This window comes from Prevotella sp. oral taxon 317 str. F0108 (genome assembly GCF_000162415.1).
In the GTDB taxonomy this organism is placed as follows: Bacteria; Bacteroidota; Bacteroidia; order Bacteroidales; family Bacteroidaceae; genus Prevotella; species Prevotella conceptionensis.
In genome coordinates this window covers 83,679-106,988 of the sequence record NZ_GG740072.1, presented here as the reverse complement: position 1 = coordinate 106,988, position 23,310 = coordinate 83,679, and the positions used below count along the sequence as shown (strand labels likewise).

The following is a 23,310-nucleotide window of genomic DNA, read 5'->3' as shown; positions in this document are numbered from 1 at the left end:
CTATATGAAATCTGGGGGAATGAGTCTTAATCCTTGTTGTAATGGATGATGCACTCGCACACTGAAGCTAACAGCTTTAAGAAAGAGTGTTTGGAGGTCTTAATCCTTGTTGTAATGGATGATGCACTCGCACTATGCTGGCAAATGGACATTGAGTAGCTCACGAGCTGTCTTAATCCTTGTTGTAATGGATGATGCACTCGCACACTCACAATATGGAAACAGCGTATGCTTCCATATGTGTCTTAATCCTTGTTGTAATGGATGATGCACTCGCACTTATTGACAAGAAAGGGCAAGTCTATACAGGCTAAGTCTTAATCCTTGTTGTAATGGATGATGCACTCGCACGGCATAGGTTTTTTAAGGGGCTAACATAGTGTTTGAGTCTTAATCCTTGTTGTAATGGATGATGCACTCGCACTCGAGTTTACGCTGGTAAATGGTCTCTAAAAGAGAGTCTTAATCCTTGTTGTAATGGATGATGCACTCGCACTTAGTTTTGTTTCATCTTTTCTAGGTGAGTGGCCATTGTCTTAATCCTTGTTGTAATGGATGATGCACTCGCACAGAAGTAATCTTAGGATGAAAATGTGAGCACTAGGTGTCTTAATCCTTGTTGTAATGGATGATGCACTCGCACCAAACTTAATATCTTATAAAGCTCCCAAAAGCAATGGTCTTAATCCTTGTTGTAATGGATGATGCACTCGCACTGGATAAGGATAGTGTTAGACTGATATAATGTCCTTGTGTCTTAATCCTTGTTGTAATGGATGATGCACTCGCACTCGGCATACAATTGGACTGGAACAATTGGTATGAAGTCTTAATCCTTGTTGTAATGGATGATGCACTCGCACGGAAAACCCAAAGGCTATGATGGTTCTTCTTAGTGGTGGTCTTAATCCTTGTTGTAATGGATGATGCACTCGCACTTATGACAATTCTTTGGACATATTCTTTTTCAGAGTCTTAATCCTTGTTGTAATGGATGATGCACTCGCACTAGATTATCCTCTGATGATAGTGGAGTTTATTCTATGTCTTAATCCTTGTTGTAATGGATGATGCACTCGCACACTGAATTGCAGGTATTCTGCCAATATCAGTTTGTAAGTCTTAATCCTTGTTGTAATGGATGATGCACTCGCACGGTGTTAACGTAGTTAGTCTTGAAAATTATGACAGAGTCTTAATCCTTGTTGTAATGGATGATGCACTCGCACTTTTAGTTATTTATTTCCAATAACAATATTAGTAGAGTCTTAATCCTTGTTGTAATGGATGATGCACTCGCACTTTCTATTAAAGGGGTAATGGGTTTAAGCTCTTTGCAGTCTTAATCCTTGTTGTAATGGATGATGCACTCGCACGCCATATGAACTATTTATTATCAAATTTTCAAATTAAGGGTCTTAATCCTTGTTGTAATGGATGATGCACTCGCACTTAAAGTATATGAAACAAATAAAACTCTTAGAAGTCTTAATCCTTGTTGTAATGGATGATGCACTCGCACCATATAAATTCTTATATAATATAATACGTACGCGCGCGTCTTAATCCTTGTTGTAATGGATGATGCACTCGCACGCAAGAAATTATACAGAATAGAAGCCTTGCGTGAGTCTTAATCCTTGTTGTAATGGATGATGCACTCGCACTGTTACAGAGAGTGAATTTGAGAGTGTGAAATCTGGTCTTAATCCTTGTTGTAATGGATGATGCACTCGCACATCGCAGAAATCGAGGATAACGACAATTGGAATGGGTCTTAATCCTTGTTGTAATGGATGATGCACTCGCACAATCTGATGCAGTGTACAATTATGGGCGATAGTATGTCTTAATCCTTGTTGTAATGGATGATGCACTCGCACTTGTACAAACAGACGAGGAAGACGAAGACGAATAGTCTTAATCCTTGTTGTAATGGATGATGCACTCGCACCCAAAAGCGGGCTTATTAACGGCATTGCAAAAGGTAGTCTTAATCCTTGTTGTAATGGATGATGCACTCGCACAACCGACACACTTCCAACTCCTTACATAGGTGTTGAAACGTCTTAATCCTTGTTGTAATGGATGATGCACTCGCACAAATTAGTTCTAAGAGTGCAGCAGAGGTTAAAAGGTCTTAATCCTTGTTGTAATGGATGATGCACTCGCACAGCAAAACTTGGGTTATGCTTTGTTTAAGCGCATTGTAAGACTTGTTTGTGCATCGTAAGACATGTTTTTAACAAATATTACGTACCTTTTAAGCGAGTGCAAAATTACAAAGAATTGACGAAACTGGCAAACATATCACGTTAAAAAGCAAACTTAACGAAAGTATCGCCAATAGTGCGGAAAGAAAGGAGAAACAAACGAAATGGCACACTTCGGCTTATCTATCGTCAAGCGATGTACACAGTTGCTGGGCTTTTGCTATTGCAATATGTCTTAATCCCATGTCTTTTGTATCATACGCGCACGCACGCGCGCGTACCTATTATTATATAGAGGTGACAAGTTAACGAGTAGACAAGTTAACAAGTGGACGAGGTGACGAGGTGACAAGTTAACAAGTGGACAAGTTAACAAGTGGACGAGTTAGCAAGTGGACGAGTTAGCAAGTGGACGAGTTGATGCGAGAACAAGTGGACGGGTTAACAAGAAGACAAGTAACGAGTGGATAAACTTATAAGTAGGTGGGCTTTCGAGAGGAGTTGTTGGCTGGTTGAGTGGCGCAGCCTTTTTTCACCAAATATTAGTTGACGAGTTAACGATATGAATAAGTTAACAGGCGCAGCCATTTTTTCACCCTTTCACCTTTTCACCTTTTCACCTTTTCACCCTTTTCACCCTTTTCACCTTTTCACCCTTTCACCCTTTTCACCTTTTCACCTTTTCACCTTTATAAGCCTTTTCGTCTTTAACAAGTCATTTCTAATAAAAAAACCTCCATAAAATTTCTTAATCCTAAGAAAAATGTGTAAGTTTGCAATGTTGCAAGCAACATGGGGCTGCACCGCACGCCCCACCCCACCAACCCAATGGCGGCACAACGCAACGCAAACAAGCTACACCAGCGTGCGAACAGCCACAAGGAGGGGGATGCAAACTACACCAAAATCAATCAATTGCCGATGAACAAGCTAAAAACCCTGACCATCCAATTTGAGACACAACTTCTACAAACCGACATACAACGATTTAGAGGGGCAATTATCAAATTGCTGCCCCAGAAAGACGTGCTGTTTCATAACCACACCAAGGAAGGCTACCGCTATGCCTACCCCCTGATACAATACAAGCGACTGAACAACAAGGCCGCATTGTTTTGCATTGGCCAAGGTGTTGAGAACATCGGCGTGTTTTTCGCCTCGAACAACTTCAACGTACGCATCGGCAACAAACGGCATTGCCTGCAAATAGAAGAAGTGAACGCCAAACAAGTGGACATTGCTTGCGAAGAAGGGCAAGTGTATGCCTACCAACTTACCGACTGGCTGCCACTGAACGAAGAAAACCACACCACCTTTGCACAAGCCGACAACGACGAACAACGCCAGGAAATGCTGCAACGCATACTTACGGGCAACATCCTTTCGATGCTTAAAGGCGTGGGCATAAGGGTTGAACAGCGCATAGAGGTGTGCATCACTGGCGTAAAAGAACGTCCGTGCGTGCCCTTCAAGGGCGTAAAGCTGTATTGTGCCAACGTAGATTTCGTATCTAACGTACGCCTACCCCAGCATGTGGGCCTGGGAAAACACGCCAGCGTGGGCTTTGGCACACTCACTACAACATTTAACAACGACTAACAACAAACACAATAAGGCTATGGAAAAATTTCTATATGGAGCTTCGGTGCAAGGCATACAAAGTTTCATCTTCCAAACCAACCAGCTAGACGACATTTCGGGAGCTAGCGAACTGGTGGAGAGCATCTGTACCAAGGCATTTGAAAAGGCTGTTGGCGAAGGATTCAACAAAAAAGACAATGCGGTTATCATGGCCGCGGGCAACGTGAAGTACGTGTTCGACACACAAGAACAGTGCGAAAACGTGGTGCGCAACTTCCCTCGCAAGGTGCAAGAGTGCGCGCCCGGCATAACGTTCAGCCAAGCTGTGGTTAAATTTGACGATGAGAAAAACTTTGGCAAGGCTGTTGATGAGCTGGAAAAGAAACTAAAAACACAGCGCAACCTACCCCAAACGCCTCTGGAAGTGGGCATGCTGGGGTGCAAACGGGCTGCAAAAACAGGCATGCCCGTTGTGAAAATAGAGAACGGAGAAGAGCTGGACGCCGCCACATACGCCAAACGGATGGCAAGGAAAGACTGCGGAAACAAGCTGCACATCAAAAGTTTTTGGGGCAAAAGGCAAGACGCGGACAAAGACTTAAAGCTTGAAGACGAACTGGACATTAAAGACCTGACGGGCAAAAACGACTGGATTGCCATTGTGCATATCGACGGGAACGGACTAGGCAAGGTGGTTCAGCAGCTAGGAAAAGACCGCAAAAAGTTCTATCAGTTTTCCACCTTACTAGACCAAGCCACCACAAAGGCGGCCAACGAGGCTTTTAAAGTTATAGAAGAGACACATGGTTTCAGCTACAACAAACTGCCCATCTGCCCCGTTGTGCTTGGCGGCGATGACCTAACGGCCATCATCCGCGGCGACTTGGCCATGCCTTACGCCCAAAAATTCATTACCGAGTTTGAAAGAGAAACAAGCCAAGGAGAGATGAAAAGCTTGCTTAGCAAGGCTAACATGACCAAATTAACGGCCTGTGGTGGTATTGCCTACATCAAAGCTTCGTTCCCCTTTTACTATGGTTACAAGCTGGCCGAGGAGCTTTGCCATGCTGCAAAGACCGATGCAAAGGCCATAAACAAGGAAAACGTGCCTTCGTGCCTGATGTTTCATAAGGTGCAAGACAGCTTTGTGCAATCGTACAAAGACATCAAGGCGCGCGAACTGGAACTTAAACCCAAAGACGACGGTAAGGACAAGACGGCCAATAACGGGCAGGAAGAACCTGCAAAAATCAAGAAAACGCTGTGCTTCGGCCCGTATTACCTGGATGAACAAGTGGGTTACCATACCATAAGCGAATTGGAAGGCATGGTAAACGAACTAGGGAAGACAGAAAACGAAGGACTGAAAACAGGCGTAAGGCAATGGCTAAGCCTAATGCACGAGAACGAAGAAGCCGCCACCCAACGCTTGCAACGCCTAGAAAGCTTAACCAGCAACAAGAAACTATTGCTTAACCTTACCACTCCTGCCACCCGAACGCACGTAAACAATGCGGGCAAAGAGGAACAGGAGGAACACTACGCCGCCTACGACGTACTGGCCTATTACACCATAAACAATCAACAAACCAACGACTAGGGTATGAAAAATCTTAAATACAGCATCCAATTTTACACCAATTGGCATTGTGGCTCGGGACAGGCAGCCGGTGCCGACGTAGACGCACTGGTGATTAAAGACGCTCAAGGACTGCCGTTTGTGCCTGGAAAAACCATAAAAGGACTGGTGCGCGAGGCCCTTGCCTATACCCTTTCGCAAGAAAACAAATCGAAAGGCATGCTCACCAACATCTGCGGTGTGTTTAAAGACAAAGACAACTGCACCAAGGGGAGTGCCTTTTTCACCGATGCCACACTGCATGAAGACGAAAAAAACGTGATTGTAAAAGACAACTTGGCTGGGTTTCTTTACCAATCGGTGTCGGCCACAGCCATCTGCAACGATGGGATTGCCAAAGACAACTCGTTACGCAAGACGCAAACAACCGTGCCTTGCACGCTCTATGGACAGATAATGAACCTCGAAGACGACGAGGCACACGAGGTGGAACGGGCCCTGATGATGATTAAACGACTAGGCGCAGGGCGCACCCGCGGTTATGGACGTTGCAAAATAAGCATGGAGGAGAAACAATGAAAACAATACAACTACAATGCACGCTATTGTCCGACGTGATAATCAGCGAAACATCGGCTACAACGGGCAACCGCCATTCGTTGGATTTCATTCCCGGCAACAACTTCCTTGGCATTGCCGCAAGTAAGCTTTACAACGAGGAAAACGAGAAAACACATCTGCTCTTCCATAGTGGCAAAGTGCGCTTTGGCGATGCTCACCCCTCACTGGCTGGTGTTAGGGGCGTTCGTATTCCGGCCGTAGTGTTTCGTCCTAAGCTTAAAGATGGAGCAGACGAACACTATTTCCACCACCTTTTGCCCACAGAACTATCCAAAGAAATGGGTGAAAAACAGCTGAAACAATGCCGCGAGGGTTTCTATGTATTTGATGGAGAACAAGCCACAAAGGTAAAGGTGGACAAGACTTTCGCCTTAAAGTCGGCCTACGACAGTGAAAACCGCTGTTCGCAAGACCACCAATTGTTTGGTTACGAGGCCATGAACAAGGGGCTTATCCTATATTTTGAAGTTGAACTTGACGACGACGCTGCACAATATGCCGAGGAACTGGCTGCCGCCCTCTGCGGAACACGCCACCTGGGACGTTCGCGTACGGCGCAATATGGCTTGGTGGAGATAACGGCGACGTCGTTCGAGCAACTGAAAAGCGATGCTGTGGTGGACTGCGAAGAAGTATTAGTGTATGCCGATGGCCGCCTAATATTCTTAGACGAGCATGGACTGCCCACCTTCCAACCCACACTTCAACAGCTTGGTTTCGAGGGCAAAGGCGAAATTTTGTGGCACAAGAGCCAAGTGCGCACATTCAGTTACGCGCCTTGGAACTTTAAACGGCAGGCATTCGACAGCCAACGCTGCGGCATTGAGAAAGGTAGCGTGTTTGTTGTAAGGGCCAACGCCGCGCCTAAAAAGTACGCCTATGTTGGCGATTACCAACAAGAGGGCTTTGGCCGAGTGGTTTATAACCCCGAAATTCTCAGCAAAAACAAGGCAGACCAAGAGGGGAAAGCCAAGTTTAAGTTTGAAGAACAAAAGAAAACCCAAAGCGAGGAACCACGCAAAGAGGTGAAAGAAACATCCTTGCTGGCCTACCTGAAACGGGCGCAAGAGAAAGACAAACGCGTGTTTGATGTTCAAAAAGTGGTGAACAAATTTGTTAACAAGCACGCAGATAAATTTAAAGGCGAACGCTTTGCCTCGCAATGGGGTTCGATACGGAGCTTGGCTATGGTTACTTCTGATGCAGAACAACTGAAAGACCGTGTAAATAAATTCTTAGACCACGGCGTAGCCAAGGGGCAATGGGACGAGAACGGCCGCAGAGAATGCCTAGAAGAGGTTATGAACACGCCAAACATCTGCCTTCAAGAACTGCTTATTAACCTCGCCTCAGAGATGGCCAAAGAATGTAAGGACTAACAATGAACGCTATGCAAACAACCAAATACAACCATCGCCTCATCGCCCGTGTAACGATAGAGGCCGAAACGCCGTTGGCCATTGGCTCTGGCAAGAAGTCGATATTGACCGATGCCACCATCAATCGCGATGCCAACTACCTGCCATTCATACCAGGCACAACGCTGGCAGGACTGATAAGACATGCCATCGACGAAGAGTTGGCCGACCGCCTTATGGGTTTCATCAAAAAGAAAAACGACAAGAACGGCGAGTACGAGGTGGAGGGCTCGCGCCTCATCGTAACCGAAGCCAAGCTGCTAAACTGCAAAGGAAAGGCCATTGACGGCCTGCTTAACCTTGAAACAGCATGCGATGATGAGGACAAGGCGTTTTTAGAGGACTTTAAACACGCACCCATTAGGCAGCATGCCAAGATTAACCACCGCGGCATTACCGAAGATAAAGGTAAATTCGACGAGGAGGTGGTACCTAAGGGCGCACGTTTCTGCTTTGAAATGGAGCTGATAGCCAACCCCAAAAGCGAAGAAGAACTTGCAGAATATAAACAAAATTTTAAGGATTTACTTGGAATTCTTGTAGCCGACGGGTTTAGGGTTGGCGGCAAAAGCCGCAATGGTTTTGGCAAGATAAAGGTGGTTGGCGAGGCTTGTCTTTATCGCGAACTAGACCTTAGCCTGCCTGCCGACTTAGATTTGTATCTTAAAAAGAGCGCAAGTTTGGCCGAAGCGTGGAATGGATTTGAGCCCCTTAAACTAGAAAAGCCCCAAGAGAGCCGCTATACGCGGTACGAACTGAAAATAACTCCCAAAGATTTCTTGTTTTTCGGGTCGGGCTTTGGCAACGAAGATGTAGACCACAGCTATATTAAAGAGCGGTATATCACATGGGACGGCGAGGGCAACAGCGGCCGATGGAACAGCCAAGACAATTCACTTGTTGTGCCGGCATCGTCGGTGAAAGGGGCTTTGGCACATCGCACTGCCTACCATTACAATAAGGAGTGTGGGATATTTGCCGAAAACTTGTCGCCAGAAGATTTCAACAAGTATGTGGGTAAACGCAACAAAGCCGTGTTCGCCCTGTTTGGAAGTGAGGGAAACGAGGACGAAACCCAACCCACCGAAGCCCCAACGGGAGAAAGAACCGATGGGAAACGGCGCGGACACGTGTTGTTTGCCGACATCATTAGGAACAAAGAAGAGAAAACAGACAAGAAAATCCACAACCACGTAAAGATAGACCGCTTTACTGGTGGAGCCATCGATGGCGCATTGTTCGACGAGGAGGCACTGATTGTTCATCCTGATGAGCCGGAGGAGATTGAATTTGAGCTGCTCGTAGACGTAGACGAGCTGATAAACGAAGACCAACGTATCATACAAGCCTTTGAAAAAGCCCTTAAAGACGTGTGCGAAGGCATGTTGCCCTTGGGTGGAAACGTAAACAAAGGCTACGGCCAATTTGAAGGAAAACTTTATAAAGACGGAAACTGCATCTATGAGTAAGATTGAAATTAAAGATATAGACTTTGGGCTTTGCTATGAGGGTTGCCTCTGGATGAGCAACGAAAACAAGCCCCGCATATTTGTTCCTGCTGCGATGATAGACAGAACGCTGCTTGAAGGGCTAAACCCTTTCGTGGCGGAAGGTTACCTATATAATAAGGAGCAGGGGGTGTCCATCAGCATCAAGTCGCCCAATGGTAGGCCGTGCGCACACCGTTTCTTGGTGAACGCCGCCGATTTCCATAGTAAGGAAGTAACACCCGTGGAATATCCCGCCCACCGAATGGGCGGCAATCGCCTGCTGTTTCTGCGCTATTGGACGGCAAAACCCGATGGGGCATGCCTCGACATGCCTGTGCTTACGTTAGATAAAATGGTATTTGTGGGATTTAAAAAGTAAAGCAATCATGAGCAATAATAACATCATCAAGTCGCCATACAACTTTGTTCCGCTGAGCGAAGAGGTTTACACACCATCTTGGGCCGACCTAATATCACAAGATGTGCCATTCAGCGATGGCGTTAGCGGAAAGATACGCCTGCGAATAACGGCCGAAACACCCATCTTTATACGCAACGGGCAGAAACAAGACAAAGAAAAAGACCGCAACAAGGACGGACAAACAGCCAAACAAGAGGAAGAAAAGAAGCCCCAAAAATTCAGCCAAACACCCGATGGCCGCTTCTATATACCCGCCACTAGCATTAAGGGCGAAGTGAGAAATGTGCTTGAAATAATGAGTTTCGGGCGCATGACGGTGGACGAAAGGGCGAAGTTTGCAGACAGAAAAGGAAAAATTAAGAAACCATTTAACAATAGTGTATTCGATTGTCTGCCAAAAGCACATAAAGATTTACAAAGCCTAGACTTAGCAGAATGTATCTTTGGGCACGTTAAAGACAAAGGTATGTTAAAAGGGCGCGTACAATTTGGCCATGCCTTCTCTGACAACGCAAAAGAAGAACAGCCAGTAAGACTCACCCTAAGTTCCCCAAAAGCGTCGTTCTACCCTATATACATAAAGCAAGACAATAATATTGACAAGTACAAAACCTATGATGACGGGCAACTTGCTGGATGGAAACGCTATGTTATACGAACGGGAGTGTGCCAAAACAAAACAAGCACCGATAATACAGACACAACAATAACGCCCCTCAAAAAAGGGAGTGTCTTTACGTGTGAGATTACTTATCACAATCTCCTTCCCATTGAACTGGGAGCGTTACTCTCAGCCCTTACCTTTCACAACACGCCCAACTGCTTTCATCAATTGGGACAAGCAAAACCTTACGGATATGGCAAAGTAAAGTACGATGTGGATTTAATATCGCCAGAAGATAAGGAATGTTCATTCTTCTTAGAACAGTTCGAGAAAGAAATGTGCGAGTTTAAGTCCAACTGGCTCACAAGCACAGAAATACAAGAGCTGATAGCACTCGTTTCACATCCTGTAAAGCCATATGAGAACCAATTTAACTACATGGACTTAAAGGAGTTTCAAAATATAAAGAAAAACAAGACACCTTTCAAGCCATTCAGTAAGATAAAAAAAGTAACCACAAGCTTGCAAGCAATTGCACAGCAAGAAGAACAAAAGAAAACTGCTCGTGAGTCCGAATTAAGAGAGCAAAAACGAGTGGAAGAGATAAACAAGTTAAAAAAAAAGCTAGAAGAACGAGACAAAGAACTATGTAACGAAGATGAGTCTTGCTCCGCTTCACAGCCTTCCCACATCGAGCTGTTAAACAAACACATACAAGAATGTACCGATATAAGGGAGGAAGAAGGCAACGAGGATTTGAAGGACATCATTAACAAATACCTGTCCAAATGGAAAGAGGAGAGAAGCAGACTTGAAAAAGAGATTGATGAAAAAAGAAAGGTAGAAAGCGATAAGAATATTTTCACTGATGGCTTTAAAGCACATCTCAACAAAGCTAACTCTATTTCGACATGTTTCAACCAATGCGACAAGTGGGTAAGACTAGCTAAGAAGTACGAAAATGGACGTGAAAACCTAAATGAGGAAGAGTTGGGAGCACTTGTACAAAAGCTTAAAGAATTGTATAAGGAAGCCTCTTCCAAAGACAAGAAGGACTGTAACACCAAAGGAGGAAAGTTCATAAAGAAGTTTAGAGATGTTATTGGCGATCACAATAAAACGATAGAGCTATTCAACACCATCACCAACCAATAGTAAACGTACTTAATGAGCAAGATTCATATCGCCCTAGTGGGCGGCCAACCCATGCCCATACATGTTGGCATAGAGGAGTTTAAGGCCGACAAGCTGATACTGGTTCACTCGAAAGAAAGCAAAGAACTGGCAGAAGGCATTCAACAGAGTGTGGACTTACCCTGCGAACTACAGCCATTCGAATCTGTTGACTACCCCAAAATTTACCAAGCAGCCGAAAAACTGCTTGGTAAATGTGGGCAATCAGAAACCATCATCAACATTTCGGGCGGCACAAAGCCTTGGACTGTGGCCTTCGTTCTGCTTGCACAGCAGTGTCCCAACACGTCTATTATATACGTAGACCAAAACAATGTGGGGTATAACCTCACCACTTCAGAAAAAAAATCTATCAGTTCTAAGCTAGACACGCAAACCATACTGCGGTACAACAACTATCCGTTGGGGTCGTATGCCAACTTCAAGGACATAACCGAGGCAGACCTGAAAGCGGCAAAAGACGTGGAGAAGATACGGAAAAGCAACCTTAAGGTTTTCAAAGAACTAACCATTGACAACAAAGAGGTGGAGTACAAACCAACAGGTAGGAAAGAAACCGCCCGAGGCTCGTACGTGGAGTGGGACAAAAAGGCGAACACCGCATACATGGTGTTAAAGAACAAATGGGGCGTTAATAAACTTAGATGCTCTTCGCCACATGTTATTCCCATCGTTTTTAATAGCGGATGGTTTGAAGTTCAGGTTGCCGAAATGCTCTCACAATGGGAAAAAGCGCAAGAGGTTATTGTCAATGCAACGTTTGACTATTCTGACAAAGACACCAAAAACGAGATAGATGTCATTGTGAACATGGGCAACAAACTGCTGTTTGTGGAGTGCAAAACACAGATAAAAAACCTCACAGACCTAGACAAATTCACCACGGCCGCTAAGAAATATGGCGGAATGGGCGTTAAAATGCTGTTCGTAACTAAAGAAAGGATGAACAACAAGGCTGAAGAGAAGTGCCGAGAAAACCGCATTATCCCTTTCAGCATCCAGTCTGGCGGTCTTATCGACCCTCAAAAAGCACTCTTCGCACTGCTAGATAACGAAATGTCTAACATCAACACTAAGTAAAGAAACACCATGCCACGCAAAGTATTCATATCCATTTTAGGGACAGGCTTCTACGAAGAATGTGCCTATACAAAAGAGATAGAGGAAGAGCATAAGCCGTTCAAATCTAGCCCAACACGCTTTATTCAGCAGGCCTCGTTAGAGCTTGTTGGCGCAAATGGCTGGACGGAGGAAGACCGGGTGATTATCTTCCTCACTAAGAAAGCCAGAGAATTAAATTGGAACAAGGGCATCACAGAACGCACACCGTACGGGAAAAACACACCCGTGCCTTACAAAGGCCTTGAAACCGTGTTGCAAGAGATGGGTCTTAAAGCCACCATCGAAGACAAAGACATAAGAGATGGGATGAACGAAGCGGAGATTTGGGAGGTGTTCCAAACCATCTACGACACACTGGAAGAGGGTGATGAGGTATATATGGACCTCACGCATAGCTTTCGTTTCCTCCCCATGCTGCTCCTCGTACTGGTCAATTACGCCAAGTTCCTTAAAGGCATCACCATCGAGAACATTGTTTACGGCAACTACGAGGCGCGCAACATTGCCGAAAATGAAGCACCCATCATCAGTCTGCTGCCCCTTGCCAGCCTGCAAGATTGGACCTTCGCCGCCGCAAACTATTTGCAAAACGGAAGGGCAACGCAACTTCAGGCCATGGTAAGCAAAGAACTATCGCCCATATTAAAAAAAGCTAAGGGGACAGATAAAGATGCAAGCGCATTAAACAACTATTTCAATGCACTAGCAGAACTAAGCGGATTCGTTCTTAATTGCAGAGGGAAAGACATTAGAGTAGGGAAAAAAATCTATACGATTCACAACGAAGAAAAACGTATAGAGAAAATCATTATTCCACCAATGGTACCCATCTTCAACAAGATACACCAACCTTTACTAGCTTTCTCGCCCACAGACAATATCCTAAATGGCTTTCATGCTGCGCGATGGTGCCTTAACAAACAACTGCATCAGCAAGCAATAACACTCTTACAAGAAACTGTCGTATCGCTTTTGTGCAAAGAAAATGGACTTGACCTGTTAGATAAGAATCAGAGAATACTCATTAATAAGGCCTTTACGATAGTTAGCGATAAGATACCCGAAAGCAAATGGATTTTATCAGAAGATGGTGCAGAGGCTTCCGAAAAACAAAAAGAAACGATCAAGCATTTGATACAGCACCCCGTCATCATTGGACTTGCCAACACGTTTAAAGAGATTACGAATATTCGTAACGACTTTAACCATGCTGGCGAAGACCGTGGAGGGGCAAGAGGAGTAAAGAGTATTACCAGCGGGATTGACAAATATCTAAACATAACCCTCGACTATCTAGGGATTTCCAACTCTGCTGCTACCTCTCCCACCCAACCACAACCCCAATCCGCGCTCTTCATCAACCTCTCCAACCATCCTTCTTCCACATGGCAACCCGCACAATTGGAGGCCGCCAAACAATATGGAGAGATTATAGACATCGACTTCCCTGCCGTTGATGCCCTTTGTATGCCAGAAAGGGTTGACCAACTAGCCAGCCAATATGCGCTAGACATCATCAATAGGGGTGCACCAACATGCATAACTGCCCACGTAATGGGCGAGATGACCCTCACTTTCCGCATCGTAGAGTTGCTCAAGGCGCAAGGAATACGCTGCGTGGCATCTACCACAGAACGCATCGTAACCAACTTGCCCGACAATCGAAAGGAAACGCAGTTCACCTTTGTGCAGTTCAGGGAGTATTGATTTGAGCTTTTAAGCGAACAAAAAAGCGAACAAAAAAACGAACAAAAAAACCGAGCAAGCACCACAGCGAGCGTTTTTAGGAGATGCCTATGAAGATAAAAGAAGAATAGGTTTTTATAAACAATAGCCTTTAAACAACAAACAGCAGCGCGCGCAAGTAGCCCATACAAGTATGCCGTAGCAACACCACAACACGCTTTGTAGCCACACTTCAAGGTGCTTGTAGCTCCACTACAAACGGCTTGTAGCCCCACTACGAGCCACATTGTACAGATGCGTTGCCCGCAAAAAAAATAATGGCAGGTGCATTCCTGAAACCAATTCTTTTCGATTAAAAGCATTAGAAAGAGATGAACAACAACGCTAACACGCCCCAAATAACACTAACCCCAACACAACAACGGGTGCTAGACCACATGTTGCGTTTCATCGACAGCTCCCAACAGGTGTTCATCCTCACGGGATATGCAGGAACGGGCAAAACAACAATGATGAACGCCTTTGTTGCCGAGCTTGCAAAACGAGACGTTCAGCACATCTTGATGGCCTCAACAGGTCGTGCCGCCAAGATATTAAGCAACCGCGCTAACTGCAAGGCCACCACTGTTCACAGCAACATCTACACCTTCAACGACTTTAATCGCGACATCGGCAAGATGGCCGAACAACTTGAAAAGCAACAACTAATGGAGAGCGACGGGCAATTGCTACTTCAATTCACCCCCATGAGCATCGAGCCCACAGCGCAAAAGCACATCTATATCATCGACGAGGCCTCGATGATTTCAGACGAAGAGGACCGCAACCCCACGCAAGCGCTCTTCGGCTCGGGTCGCGTGTTGCACGACTTGCTTACCTACGACCCCTCCGGCAAGTTCCTTTTCGTGGGCGACGAATGCCAACTTCCCCCCATCGGGCAGCCTTTCTCGCCCGCACTCTCGCCCCAATACTTCCGCGAGAAGTTCAACATCGAGGCCGTCCACTACCAGCTAACGCAAATCATGCGCCAGCAATCAGACAACGACATCATTGTGGCGGCCAACAAGATAAGGCAGCTTTACCAAAACCCGCCACGGGTTAAGTGGGGTAAATTCCCACTTCGCAACCGCAAGCACGTGCACCTTTACCCCTCACAGCTGCAACTGCTCAACGCCTACATCCGCAACATCAAGGCCAACGGCTTCAATTCAGCCACCTTGATTTGCGGCACCAACCGCCTCTGCCTTTCGCTAACCAACCTTGTTCGTCCAGCCCTTGGCTTTAACCAGTCCGTGCTAATGCCTGGCGAGCTGTTGCTCGTAACGCAAAACAACTGCCTGTCGGGCCTAATGAACGGCGACTTGGTAAAGGTTCTCCAACTAGGAACACGCAAACGCCGCGCAGGCTTAACCTTCCTCGAAGTAGAGGTAGAAGAACTTTTCACGCATCGCGTGGTCAAACAAATGCTCATCGAAGACATCCTCTACTCTTCGCTACCCAACCTCAAACAATACGACCAGCAGGCACTCTTCATCGATTACTACCACCGCATGAAAGATAGAAGAATTAGCCACAAGTCGCAAGTGTTTAAAGACTTCATGCTGACCGACCCTTACCTCAACGCCATCCGAGCCGTGTTTGGCTATGCCCTCACCTGCCATAAAGCACAAGGCGGAGAGTGGAAAGACGTGTACCTGGACATTCCCCGAAAGTTTAGCTTTGAAACGAGCAAGCCCCAATACCAATGGGTTTACACCGCCGTAACCCGCGCCGCCGACCAACTACACATCGTTGACGATTTCTTTATCGCATAACCACCCACAACCTAAAACACAACCACAATGGAACTAATACTCAACACCTATGGCGTTTCGCTCAACCGAGACAACCAAGGTTTCGTAATCACCACCGCCGATGGCCGTCAGCGCATCCCTGCCGCAGGCATCAAGAGCATACAGATAAGCAAGGGCGCACAAATAACAAGCGATGCCGTGATGCTTGCCGTAGAGCAAGAGATAGAAGTGCTGTTTATGGACAAGGCGGGAAACCCCATCGGCAGAATATGGAGTCCACGCTATGGCTCAATCTCCACCATCAGGAAAGGACAGCTCAACTTCACATTCTCGTCCGAAGCCGTTGAATGGATAAAGGGCGTTATCGCCCAGAAGATTGAAAACCAACAAGCACTGATGCTGCTGTTCAACACAACCGATACGCCGCAAGTGAACGTAGACAAGAGCATACGCCGACTAGAAGACTATCGCAACAAGGTTTCGGCAGAGCAAGGCGACATCGTTAACGACATCGCCCCGACACTGCGCGGCTGGGAAGGACTTGCATCAAAGATTTACTTTGCCACCATCAACGCCTTTATTCCGCCTCAATATCGTTTCGAAAGCCGAAGCCAGCACCCTGCCACCGATGTGGCCAATGCCCTGCTTAACTATGGCTACGGCTTGCTTTACGGCAAGATTGAGGGTGAAATGATTAAGGCAGGCATCGACCCTTACGTTGGCATCATGCACCGCGACGACTACAACCGCCCTGTCTTGGTGTACGATGTTATCGAACTTTACCGCATTTGGGTAGACTATGTGGTGTATAGCCTGCTGGCACAAAACGTGGTTACCGACGAATACTACTCCGTTAGGCCCGACGGCTCCTACTGGCTAGAACCGCTTGGCCGGCGCGTACTCATCCAATCGCTTAACGATTACATGGACGAAACCGTTACCATCAAAGGCGTAACGCGCTCGCGCCACACCTCTATGAAACTCTACGTGCAATCGCTAGCCCAGAAATTCAAAACCTTCGACCTATGATTTCGTGCGGAAAAAACATACAGTCGGCTGCCGACCCGCTGCTCAAAATCAAAGAAGAGCAACTCTATCACAGCCTCATCAACCCGCGTCCCGACATCGAGGCGCGCATACGCCAGTTGCGTATCGTATATGCAATGGACACCAAACAATACGCCTCGCTTAAACGAACGTTGCCCTATGTGGTGTGCGGACACTTCACGCCCAACTTCCGAAAGAAAGAGAACTTTGCCTACACCGAGACTTTCATCCTCGACATCGACCACGTTTCGGAGAAAAACCTCGACCTTGCAGCCGTTCGCCAACAGATACAAGCCGATACGCGTGTGTTGCTTTGTTTCGCATCGCCAGGCGAAGACGGGCTCAAAGTGATGTTCCGACTGTCCGAACGCTGTTACGACCCAGACATCTACACGCTTTTCTATAAGGCCTTCGCACGCGATTTCTCCCTGCGCTACCACTTGGAACAGGCCATCGACAACAAAACATCTGATGTGGCACGCGCTTGTTTCATCAGCATAGACCGTAACGCCTACTTCAACCCCCAATGCGAAGCCGTCAACATCAAGACTTTCGTTAACCCCGACAACCCCTTAAACGTTGCCGACACGCGCCATGAGCTTGAACAGCACCAGAAAATGCAGAAAGAAACCTTTGCCGCCACACCCGAACCTCGTCTAAAAGACCCTGATGCGGAGGTGCTGCAAAGAATTAAGCAACAGCTCAACAAAGACAAAGCCGCAACCAAACCCATATCCGAGGCCTTTGTTCCCGAACGGCTCAACGAACTGGTTGAACCGCTTAAGCAGCACATTCAGCAAACGGGGCTGGAGGTAACAGAAATTGCCAACATTCAATACGCCAAGAAGATAAAAGTGCGCATGGGCCAGAAAGACGCCGAGGTAAACCTCTTTTACGGCAAGCGCGGTTTCAGTGTGGTTATCTCGCCACGCCGAGGAACTAACGAAGAACTGAACGAAGTGGTGGCAAAGCTTATCGAACAGTTCGTTAACCAATAGCTGACAGCACATGAGAAAAAAGGCAAAGCCCCTGCCCTATATCGAGGTGTTGCGCAAATTGGTGCGCGCCGGCGTTGCCCATTCGCCCGAAATAAACCGCCAAGTGGGCAACATCGAGGGCTTACCCACACTGCAACAGCGGGTAAACCATGTCCTAGGCATCGTAAACCTACCCCAACGAAAACCAACCAACATGCTCTTCTTCGTGATGTACGACATCGAAAGCGACAAGGTAAGGCGCCACGTAGCCAAATATCTTGAACAAAAGGGATGCACGCGCGTGCAACGTTCCATCTTCTTGGCCGACCTCGACACGGCCGACTATCAGGAGATTAAGACCGACCTTGCCGAGGTTCAGTCGCTCTACGACAACCACGACAGCATCATCGTCTGCCCCATCTCTACCGACCAACTGCGCGCCATGCGCATCATTGGCCAGCAAATAGACGTCGACATCATCACCCACAACCGCAACACGCTGTTCTTTTAGTAGGCATCTCTTTTTTAAAACGGCATGTCCTTATGCGTTTCTTGCAGAAACACTTGTTTCTCACAGCAACGCATAAGGACATTTTCTTTCCCTTTCCCCTCCCCCTTTTTCGTCTGCACACGCAACGTCTGTGCCAACAAAGCAGCCGTCGCAGCGTTGTCGCATCCGTTTAACAAGGATGCGCCTGCTGCGACACACCCTTCGCAACCCACAGCTCACTTTAACCTGTACAATGGATGTGCGTTCGTATCGCATATATAATAAGGAGTGAAAAGATTTTACATCTTATCCTTGTTGTGGTGGATGATGCACTCGTACGGAATGAGAATGGCGAATGGGTCGGCAAACAGGAGTCTTAATCCTTGTTGTAATGGATGATGCACTCGTACAAAGACAGTCGGCTCAAAGACGTGTTCAAGGGCGTGTTTTAATCCTTGTTTTAATGGATGATGCACTCGCACTGCCATGATACGCGGAAAGTGGGGAAAGATGACGTCTTAATCCTTGTTGTAATGGATGATGCACTTGTACGAGTTGCTGCTATTATTTGTTTTCTACTATCAGTGGTCTTAATCCTTGTTTTAATGGATGATGCACTTGTACTGATGGCTGGGACTTCTACGAAAATCTAGGTCGTACAGTCTTAATCCTTGTTGTAATGGATGATGCACTTGTACAGAATTAGGCTTACCAATATATTATATTGTTATGTGTCTTAATCCTTGTTTTAATGGATGATGCACTTGTACATTGTTTTTTGAGGTTAGAAAGTACCATACAATTGGTGTCTTAATCCTTGTTTTAATGGATGATGCACTTGTACCTATTTGCAGTATTCGGATATAACCTAAGACCTAAGTCTTAATCCTTGTTTTAATGGATGATGCACTTGTACAGGTATCGTGCCATCCCAATGATTCCGTGTGGGATTAGTCTTAATCCTTGTTTTAATGGATGATGCACTTGTACCTGAAAGACAAGCGGGCTATGGGAGTTTATCTCAAGTCTTAATCCTTGTTTTAATGGATGATGCACTCGTACAATCATAAGGTCTTGTGATAACAACAACTATCATCTGAGTCTTAATCCTTGTTTTAATGGATGATGCACTCGTACATAAAGTAACAGATCTTATGTGTAAGTATATAAGGTCTTAATCCTTGTTTTAATGGATGATGCACTCGTACTGATAGTTTACTATGCCAAGTCTCTGCTTTCGACAGTCTTAATCCTTGTTTTAATGGATGATGCACTCGTACGCGAAAACGGTAATTATCGTCTGGTGTAAGTTTGTCTTAATCCTTGTTTTAATGGATGATGCACTCGTACATACCTATTTTGTCGACTGGGCAGACCTTACCGTGTCTTAATCCTTGTTTTAATGGATGATGCACTCGTACGGATTTCTAAAGATAGCTGGATTAGCTTTACTAGCTGTCTTAATCCTTGTTTTAATGGATGATGCACTCGTACGTTTAATTCTTAAATATGGAAGTAAATTTAAAAGGTCTTAATCCTTGTTTTAATGGATGATGCACTCGTACGACATTAGCATGGTCATCATTAAGTAGTCTTTTGTGTTGTCTTAATCCTTGTTTTAATGGATGATGCACTCGTACACATTGATGGCCATCCCTATAATGGTACTATGGACTTGTCTTAATCCTTGTTTTAGTGGATGATGCACTCGTACTTAACCTGGGTTCTAGAGTATCTAGCAGGTTATGTGGATGTCTTAATCCTTGTTTTAATGGATGATGCACTCGTACGTGGCATGAGGTTGAAAATATATTCAAACCTATCCAGTCTTAATCCTTGTTTTAATGGATGATGCACTCGTACGAGCCTAACTTCATGTAGAGGCGAATCTCCGCAACAGTCTTAATCCTTGTTTTAATGGATGATGCACTCGTACACGGTGTGAAAAATGTGAATAATTCACAAACCACAGTCTTAATCCTTGTTTTAATGGATGATGCACTCGTACTCGTTTGACCTTTCGCGGATATTCCCCGAAATGGTAGTCTTAATCCTTGTTTTAATGGATGATGCACTCGTACTGGTTGTACGTCGACCCGAACGAACCAGCTAACAAGTCTTAATCCTTGTTTTAATGGATGATGCACTCGTACTTTATTTACAGCATTTTATTAGCGTGCATTACATTTAGTCTTAATCCTTGTTTTAATGGATGGTGCACTCGTACGGCTCACGACACTATTATCAATCATGTTGTCAACGTCTTAATCCTTGTTTTAATGGATGGTGCACTCGTACTGGGCATAATTGTACCCAAATATTATTTCCTAGAAGTCTTAATCCTTGTTTTAATGGATGGTGCACTCGTACGTTGAAGACTAACAACAAAAGCCCCTATATTGGTGTCTTAATCCTTGTTTTAATGGATGGTGCACTCGTACATAAAAAAAAATCGGGTCGAAGATCCAAAAAACCGTAGTCTTAATCCTTGTTTTAATGGATGGTGCACTCGTACTGGTATGCAGACCCTGCTGGGGGTTTGCTTGAGAAGTCTTAATCCTTGTTTTAATGGATGGTGCACTCGTACATTATGTCTGTGTGCATGGCTCCCAAAGCAGCAAGTCTTAATCCTTGTTTTAATGGATGGTGCACTCGTACTTATCCCGCTTTTGTTAGTGATAAGGGCGAACGCAGTCTTAATCCTTGTTTTAATGGATGGTGCACTCGTACCTTCTCGACTTCATTGCAGAAATTGAGAAACAAAACAAGTCTTAATCCTTGTTTTAATGGATGGTGCACTCGTACATCTGCCAAAGAGACTTGGTGGTGTGCTAGAAGACGGTCTTAATCCTTGTTTTAATGGATGGTGCACTCGTACTTATGGAAACAACAAAATTTTATGATGCAGTCCTAGAGAGTCTTAATCCTTGTTTTAATGGATGGTGCACTCGTACTTGATAATTTAAGTCGTGGATGGGTACGTAGAAATGTACGTCTTAATCCTTGTTTTAATGGATGGTGCACTCGTACGTAGGGAGCGTTATGTAAAACCACACGGAAAACTGAGTCTTAATCCTTGTTTTAATGGATGGTGCACTCGTACCAACATTTTCAGAGCAATACAAAGAGGGTTTTAACGTCTTAATCCTTGTTTTAATGGATGGTGCACTCGTACTCAAAATAAGTCTGAACGTTATCGTACCAGGTGTCTTAATCCTTGTTTTAATGGATGGTGCACTCGTACAATTGTTCCTCAATGGAACAATGGAAACCTATTCAGTCTTAATCCTTGTTTTAATGGATGGTGCACTCGTACCTGCTTACAGCCGAAAGGCCAGGACAATTGTAGGGGTCTTAATCCTTGTTTTAATGGATGGTGCACTCGTACCTAACCTCGACTATCAGAAACATGTTATTTCTCTTAAGGGTCTTAATCCTTGTTTTAATGGATGGTGCACTCGTACATGGTACTAAACTTGTGTACTACAACCTCTCACCAACCTGTCTTAATCCTTGTTTTAATGGATGGTGCACTCGTACAACCTAAGTTCTTTGAGGTGAGGGACAATAATAAAGGGTCTTAATCCTTGTTTTAATGGATGGTGCACTCGTACCAGCTCTTCCAATTACACCCAGTCCAAGAGAGCTCACGTCTTAATCCTTGTTTTAATGGATGGTGCACTCGTACACAATAAAAAAGTCAATACAAAAAATAGCATATTGTCTTAATCCTTGTTTTAATGGATGGTGCACTCGTACTTTCAAGTCTTCGTCAGTACGCAGGTAAGTGGCTATGTCTTAATCCTTGTTTTAATGGATGGTGCACTCGTACCCCAGTATGGGATGTCAGTTCAGTTCACCCTTAAGGAGGGTCTTAATCCTTGTTTTAATGGATGGTGCACTCGTACAGGCTGTGGTTGTGGCATCCCAGTATGGGATGTCAGTGTCTTAATCCTTGTTTTAATGGATGGTGCACTCGTACACAAGAAAAAGAAAGGGCCATAAAGAAAAAGAGAAAGAAGTCTTAATCCTTGTTTTAATGGATGGTGCACTCGTACAGAGCTGGTAGACCTTTCAAAGGCCCAGCTAGTCAGTCTTAATCCTTGTTTTAATGGATGGTGCACTCGTACAGAGCTGGTAGACCTTTCAAAGGCCCAGCTAGTCAGTCTTAATCCTTGTTTTAATGGATGGTGCACTCGTACACTGAAGTAGTCGAATCCCAATATGGAAACAGCGTGTCTTAATCCTTGTTTTAATGGATGGTGCACTCGTACTCCCTATCCTGCAGCTCATCGGATGGGGGAAGAACAGTCTTAATCCTTGTTTTAATGGATGGTGCACTCGTACTGTGAAACATTAACCTATCCGATAGCCTAGGGCATGTCTTAATCCTTGTTTTAATGGATGGTGCACTCGTACATAGAGCCTATGTTTGGATGTTGGACAGACAAGTTCAGTCTTAATCCTTGTTTTAATGGATGGTGCACTCGTACACGCATTGGCTTTCACGTAGAGCCAAGCGTATGGGGTTGTCTTAATCCTTGTTTTAATGGATGGTGCACTCGTACAGTGATGACTACTTAGTACTAGTGTGCTTTTGGGGTGTCTTAATCCTTGTTTTAATGGATGGTGCACTCGTACGGTACTCCTGAAGATATTCAAACAAGGTGGATAGGTCTTAATCCTTGTTTTAATGGATGGTGCACTCGTACAATTATACATAAAACACATTGCTTTGTAAAGTAGTTGTCTTAATCCTTGTTTTAATGGATGGTGCACTCGTACGAACATGTTCAAGGTGGCACAGAGTATCACAATCCTTGTCTTAATCCTTGTTTTAATGGATGGTGCACTCGTACTAAAGAAGAACCTCTTAGTGCGAGGTGTTAATGTGTCTTAATCCTTGTTTTAATGGATGGTGCACTCGTACATATGTAAGACAATTACAACGAAAACATTTAATAAGTCTTAATCCTTGTTTTAATGGATGGTGCACTCGTACCCATTCACGTTGGGTTGCTTCGTGTATCATGCCCTGTCTTAATCCTTGTTTTAATGGATGGTGCACTCGTAC

The 23,310-nt window shown here is 45.2% G+C and carries 13 protein-coding genes and 2 CRISPR repeat arrays; all 13 genes read left to right on the top strand.

The features are described 5' to 3' along the window. Positions 1 to 23 precede the first annotated feature (23 nt). Positions 24 to 2,174: direct repeats of the CRISPR family, unit length 37 nt; unit sequence GTCTTAATCCTTGTTGTAATGGATGATGCACTCGCAC. A gap of 960 nt (positions 2,175 to 3,134) precedes the next feature. The 13 genes from HMPREF0670_RS00360 to cas2 all read left to right on the top strand — a co-directional run bounded on the left by HMPREF0670_RS00360 (position 3,135) and on the right by cas2 (position 18,257). Further along, the gene (locus HMPREF0670_RS00360; protein ID WP_009229179.1) at positions 3,135 to 3,812 is read left to right on the top strand and encodes a CRISPR-associated endonuclease Cas6; all 678 of its coding nucleotides are present in this window, start codon (positions 3,135 to 3,137) and stop codon (positions 3,810 to 3,812) included. 19 nt (positions 3,813 to 3,831) lie between these two features. Continuing rightward, positions 3,832 to 5,394: a Cas10/Cmr2 second palm domain-containing protein gene (locus tag HMPREF0670_RS00355; protein ID WP_009229178.1), complete on the top strand. Its 1,563-nt coding sequence runs from the start codon at positions 3,832 to 3,834 to the stop codon at positions 5,392 to 5,394. Between the two features lie 3 nt (positions 5,395 to 5,397). Continuing rightward, the gene (locus tag HMPREF0670_RS00350; protein WP_009229177.1) at positions 5,398 to 5,952 is read left to right on the top strand and encodes an RAMP superfamily CRISPR-associated protein; all 555 of its coding nucleotides are present in this window, start codon (positions 5,398 to 5,400) and stop codon (positions 5,950 to 5,952) included. Then, positions 5,949 to 7,373 carry a hypothetical protein gene (locus HMPREF0670_RS00345; RefSeq protein ID WP_009229176.1) on the top strand — a complete coding sequence of 475 codons (1,425 nt, stop codon included), beginning with the start codon at positions 5,949 to 5,951 and terminating at the stop codon, positions 7,371 to 7,373. Before HMPREF0670_RS00350 ends, HMPREF0670_RS00345 begins: the two co-directional genes overlap by 4 nt. An 11-nt stretch (positions 7,374 to 7,384) precedes the next feature. Then, complete coding sequence (locus HMPREF0670_RS00340; protein ID WP_009229175.1) at positions 7,385 to 8,881, top strand: RAMP superfamily CRISPR-associated protein; 1,497 nt, start codon at positions 7,385 to 7,387, stop codon at positions 8,879 to 8,881. After that, complete coding sequence (locus HMPREF0670_RS00335; RefSeq protein ID WP_009229174.1) at positions 8,874 to 9,281, top strand: TIGR04423 family type III CRISPR-associated protein; 408 nt, start codon at positions 8,874 to 8,876, stop codon at positions 9,279 to 9,281. Before HMPREF0670_RS00340 ends, HMPREF0670_RS00335 begins: the two co-directional genes overlap by 8 nt. Before the next feature lie 7 nt (positions 9,282 to 9,288). Next, positions 9,289 to 11,082, top strand: coding sequence for an RAMP superfamily CRISPR-associated protein (locus HMPREF0670_RS00330; protein WP_009229173.1), 1,794 nt, complete (start codon positions 9,289 to 9,291; stop codon positions 11,080 to 11,082). A 12-nt stretch (positions 11,083 to 11,094) separates the two neighbouring features. After that, positions 11,095 to 12,201, top strand: coding sequence for a Card1-like endonuclease domain-containing protein (locus tag HMPREF0670_RS00325; protein ID WP_009229172.1), 1,107 nt, complete (start codon positions 11,095 to 11,097; stop codon positions 12,199 to 12,201). A gap of 9 nt (positions 12,202 to 12,210) precedes the next feature. Next, the gene (csx2, locus tag HMPREF0670_RS00320; RefSeq protein WP_009229171.1) at positions 12,211 to 13,950 is read left to right on the top strand and encodes a TIGR02221 family CRISPR-associated protein; all 1,740 of its coding nucleotides are present in this window, start codon (positions 12,211 to 12,213) and stop codon (positions 13,948 to 13,950) included. A 350-nt stretch (positions 13,951 to 14,300) separates the two neighbouring features. Then, entirely contained in the window at positions 14,301 to 15,743 is a 1,443-nt protein-coding gene (locus HMPREF0670_RS00315; RefSeq protein WP_009229170.1) for an ATP-dependent RecD-like DNA helicase, read from the top strand. A 27-nt stretch (positions 15,744 to 15,770) separates the two neighbouring features. Further along, positions 15,771 to 16,751: a CRISPR-associated endonuclease Cas1 gene (gene cas1, locus HMPREF0670_RS00310; RefSeq protein WP_009229169.1), complete on the top strand. Its 981-nt coding sequence runs from the start codon at positions 15,771 to 15,773 to the stop codon at positions 16,749 to 16,751. Next, complete coding sequence (locus HMPREF0670_RS00305) at positions 16,748 to 17,767, top strand: CRISPR-associated primase-polymerase type B (RefSeq protein ID WP_009229168.1); 1,020 nt, start codon at positions 16,748 to 16,750, stop codon at positions 17,765 to 17,767. Before cas1 ends, HMPREF0670_RS00305 begins: the two co-directional genes overlap by 4 nt. 10 nt (positions 17,768 to 17,777) lie before the next feature. Beyond that, positions 17,778 to 18,257: a CRISPR-associated endonuclease Cas2 gene (gene cas2 / locus HMPREF0670_RS00300; RefSeq protein ID WP_009229167.1), complete on the top strand. Its 480-nt coding sequence runs from the start codon at positions 17,778 to 17,780 to the stop codon at positions 18,255 to 18,257. 352 nt (positions 18,258 to 18,609) lie between these two features. Next, positions 18,610 to 23,310: direct repeats of the CRISPR family, unit length 37 nt; unit sequence GTCTTAATCCTTGTTTTAATGGATGGTGCACTCGTAC.

Excerpts from the sequence above, each read along its gene's own strand:
- HMPREF0670_RS00355 (WP_009229178.1), top strand. The coding sequence starts at position 3,832 with ATGGAAAAATTTCTATATGGAGCTTCGGTGCAAGGCATACAAAGTTTC.
- HMPREF0670_RS00325 (WP_009229172.1), top strand. The coding sequence starts at position 11,095 with ATGAGCAAGATTCATATCGCCCTAGTGGGCGGCCAACCCATGCCCATA.
- HMPREF0670_RS00330 (WP_009229173.1), top strand. The coding sequence starts at position 9,289 with ATGAGCAATAATAACATCATCAAGTCGCCATACAACTTTGTTCCGCTG.
- HMPREF0670_RS00360 (WP_009229179.1), top strand. The coding sequence starts at position 3,135 with ATGAACAAGCTAAAAACCCTGACCATCCAATTTGAGACACAACTTCTA.
- csx2 (WP_009229171.1), top strand. The coding sequence starts at position 12,211 with ATGCCACGCAAAGTATTCATATCCATTTTAGGGACAGGCTTCTACGAA.
- HMPREF0670_RS00345 (WP_009229176.1), top strand. The coding sequence starts at position 5,949 with ATGAAAACAATACAACTACAATGCACGCTATTGTCCGACGTGATAATC.
- cas2 (WP_009229167.1), top strand. The coding sequence starts at position 17,778 with ATGAGAAAAAAGGCAAAGCCCCTGCCCTATATCGAGGTGTTGCGCAAA.
- HMPREF0670_RS00315 (WP_009229170.1), top strand. The coding sequence starts at position 14,301 with ATGAACAACAACGCTAACACGCCCCAAATAACACTAACCCCAACACAA.
- HMPREF0670_RS00335 (WP_009229174.1), top strand. The coding sequence starts at position 8,874 with ATGAGTAAGATTGAAATTAAAGATATAGACTTTGGGCTTTGCTATGAG.
- cas1 (WP_009229169.1), top strand. The coding sequence starts at position 15,771 with ATGGAACTAATACTCAACACCTATGGCGTTTCGCTCAACCGAGACAAC.
- HMPREF0670_RS00350 (WP_009229177.1), top strand. The coding sequence starts at position 5,398 with ATGAAAAATCTTAAATACAGCATCCAATTTTACACCAATTGGCATTGT.
- HMPREF0670_RS00305 (WP_009229168.1), top strand. The coding sequence starts at position 16,748 with ATGATTTCGTGCGGAAAAAACATACAGTCGGCTGCCGACCCGCTGCTC.
- HMPREF0670_RS00340 (WP_009229175.1), top strand. The coding sequence starts at position 7,385 with ATGCAAACAACCAAATACAACCATCGCCTCATCGCCCGTGTAACGATA.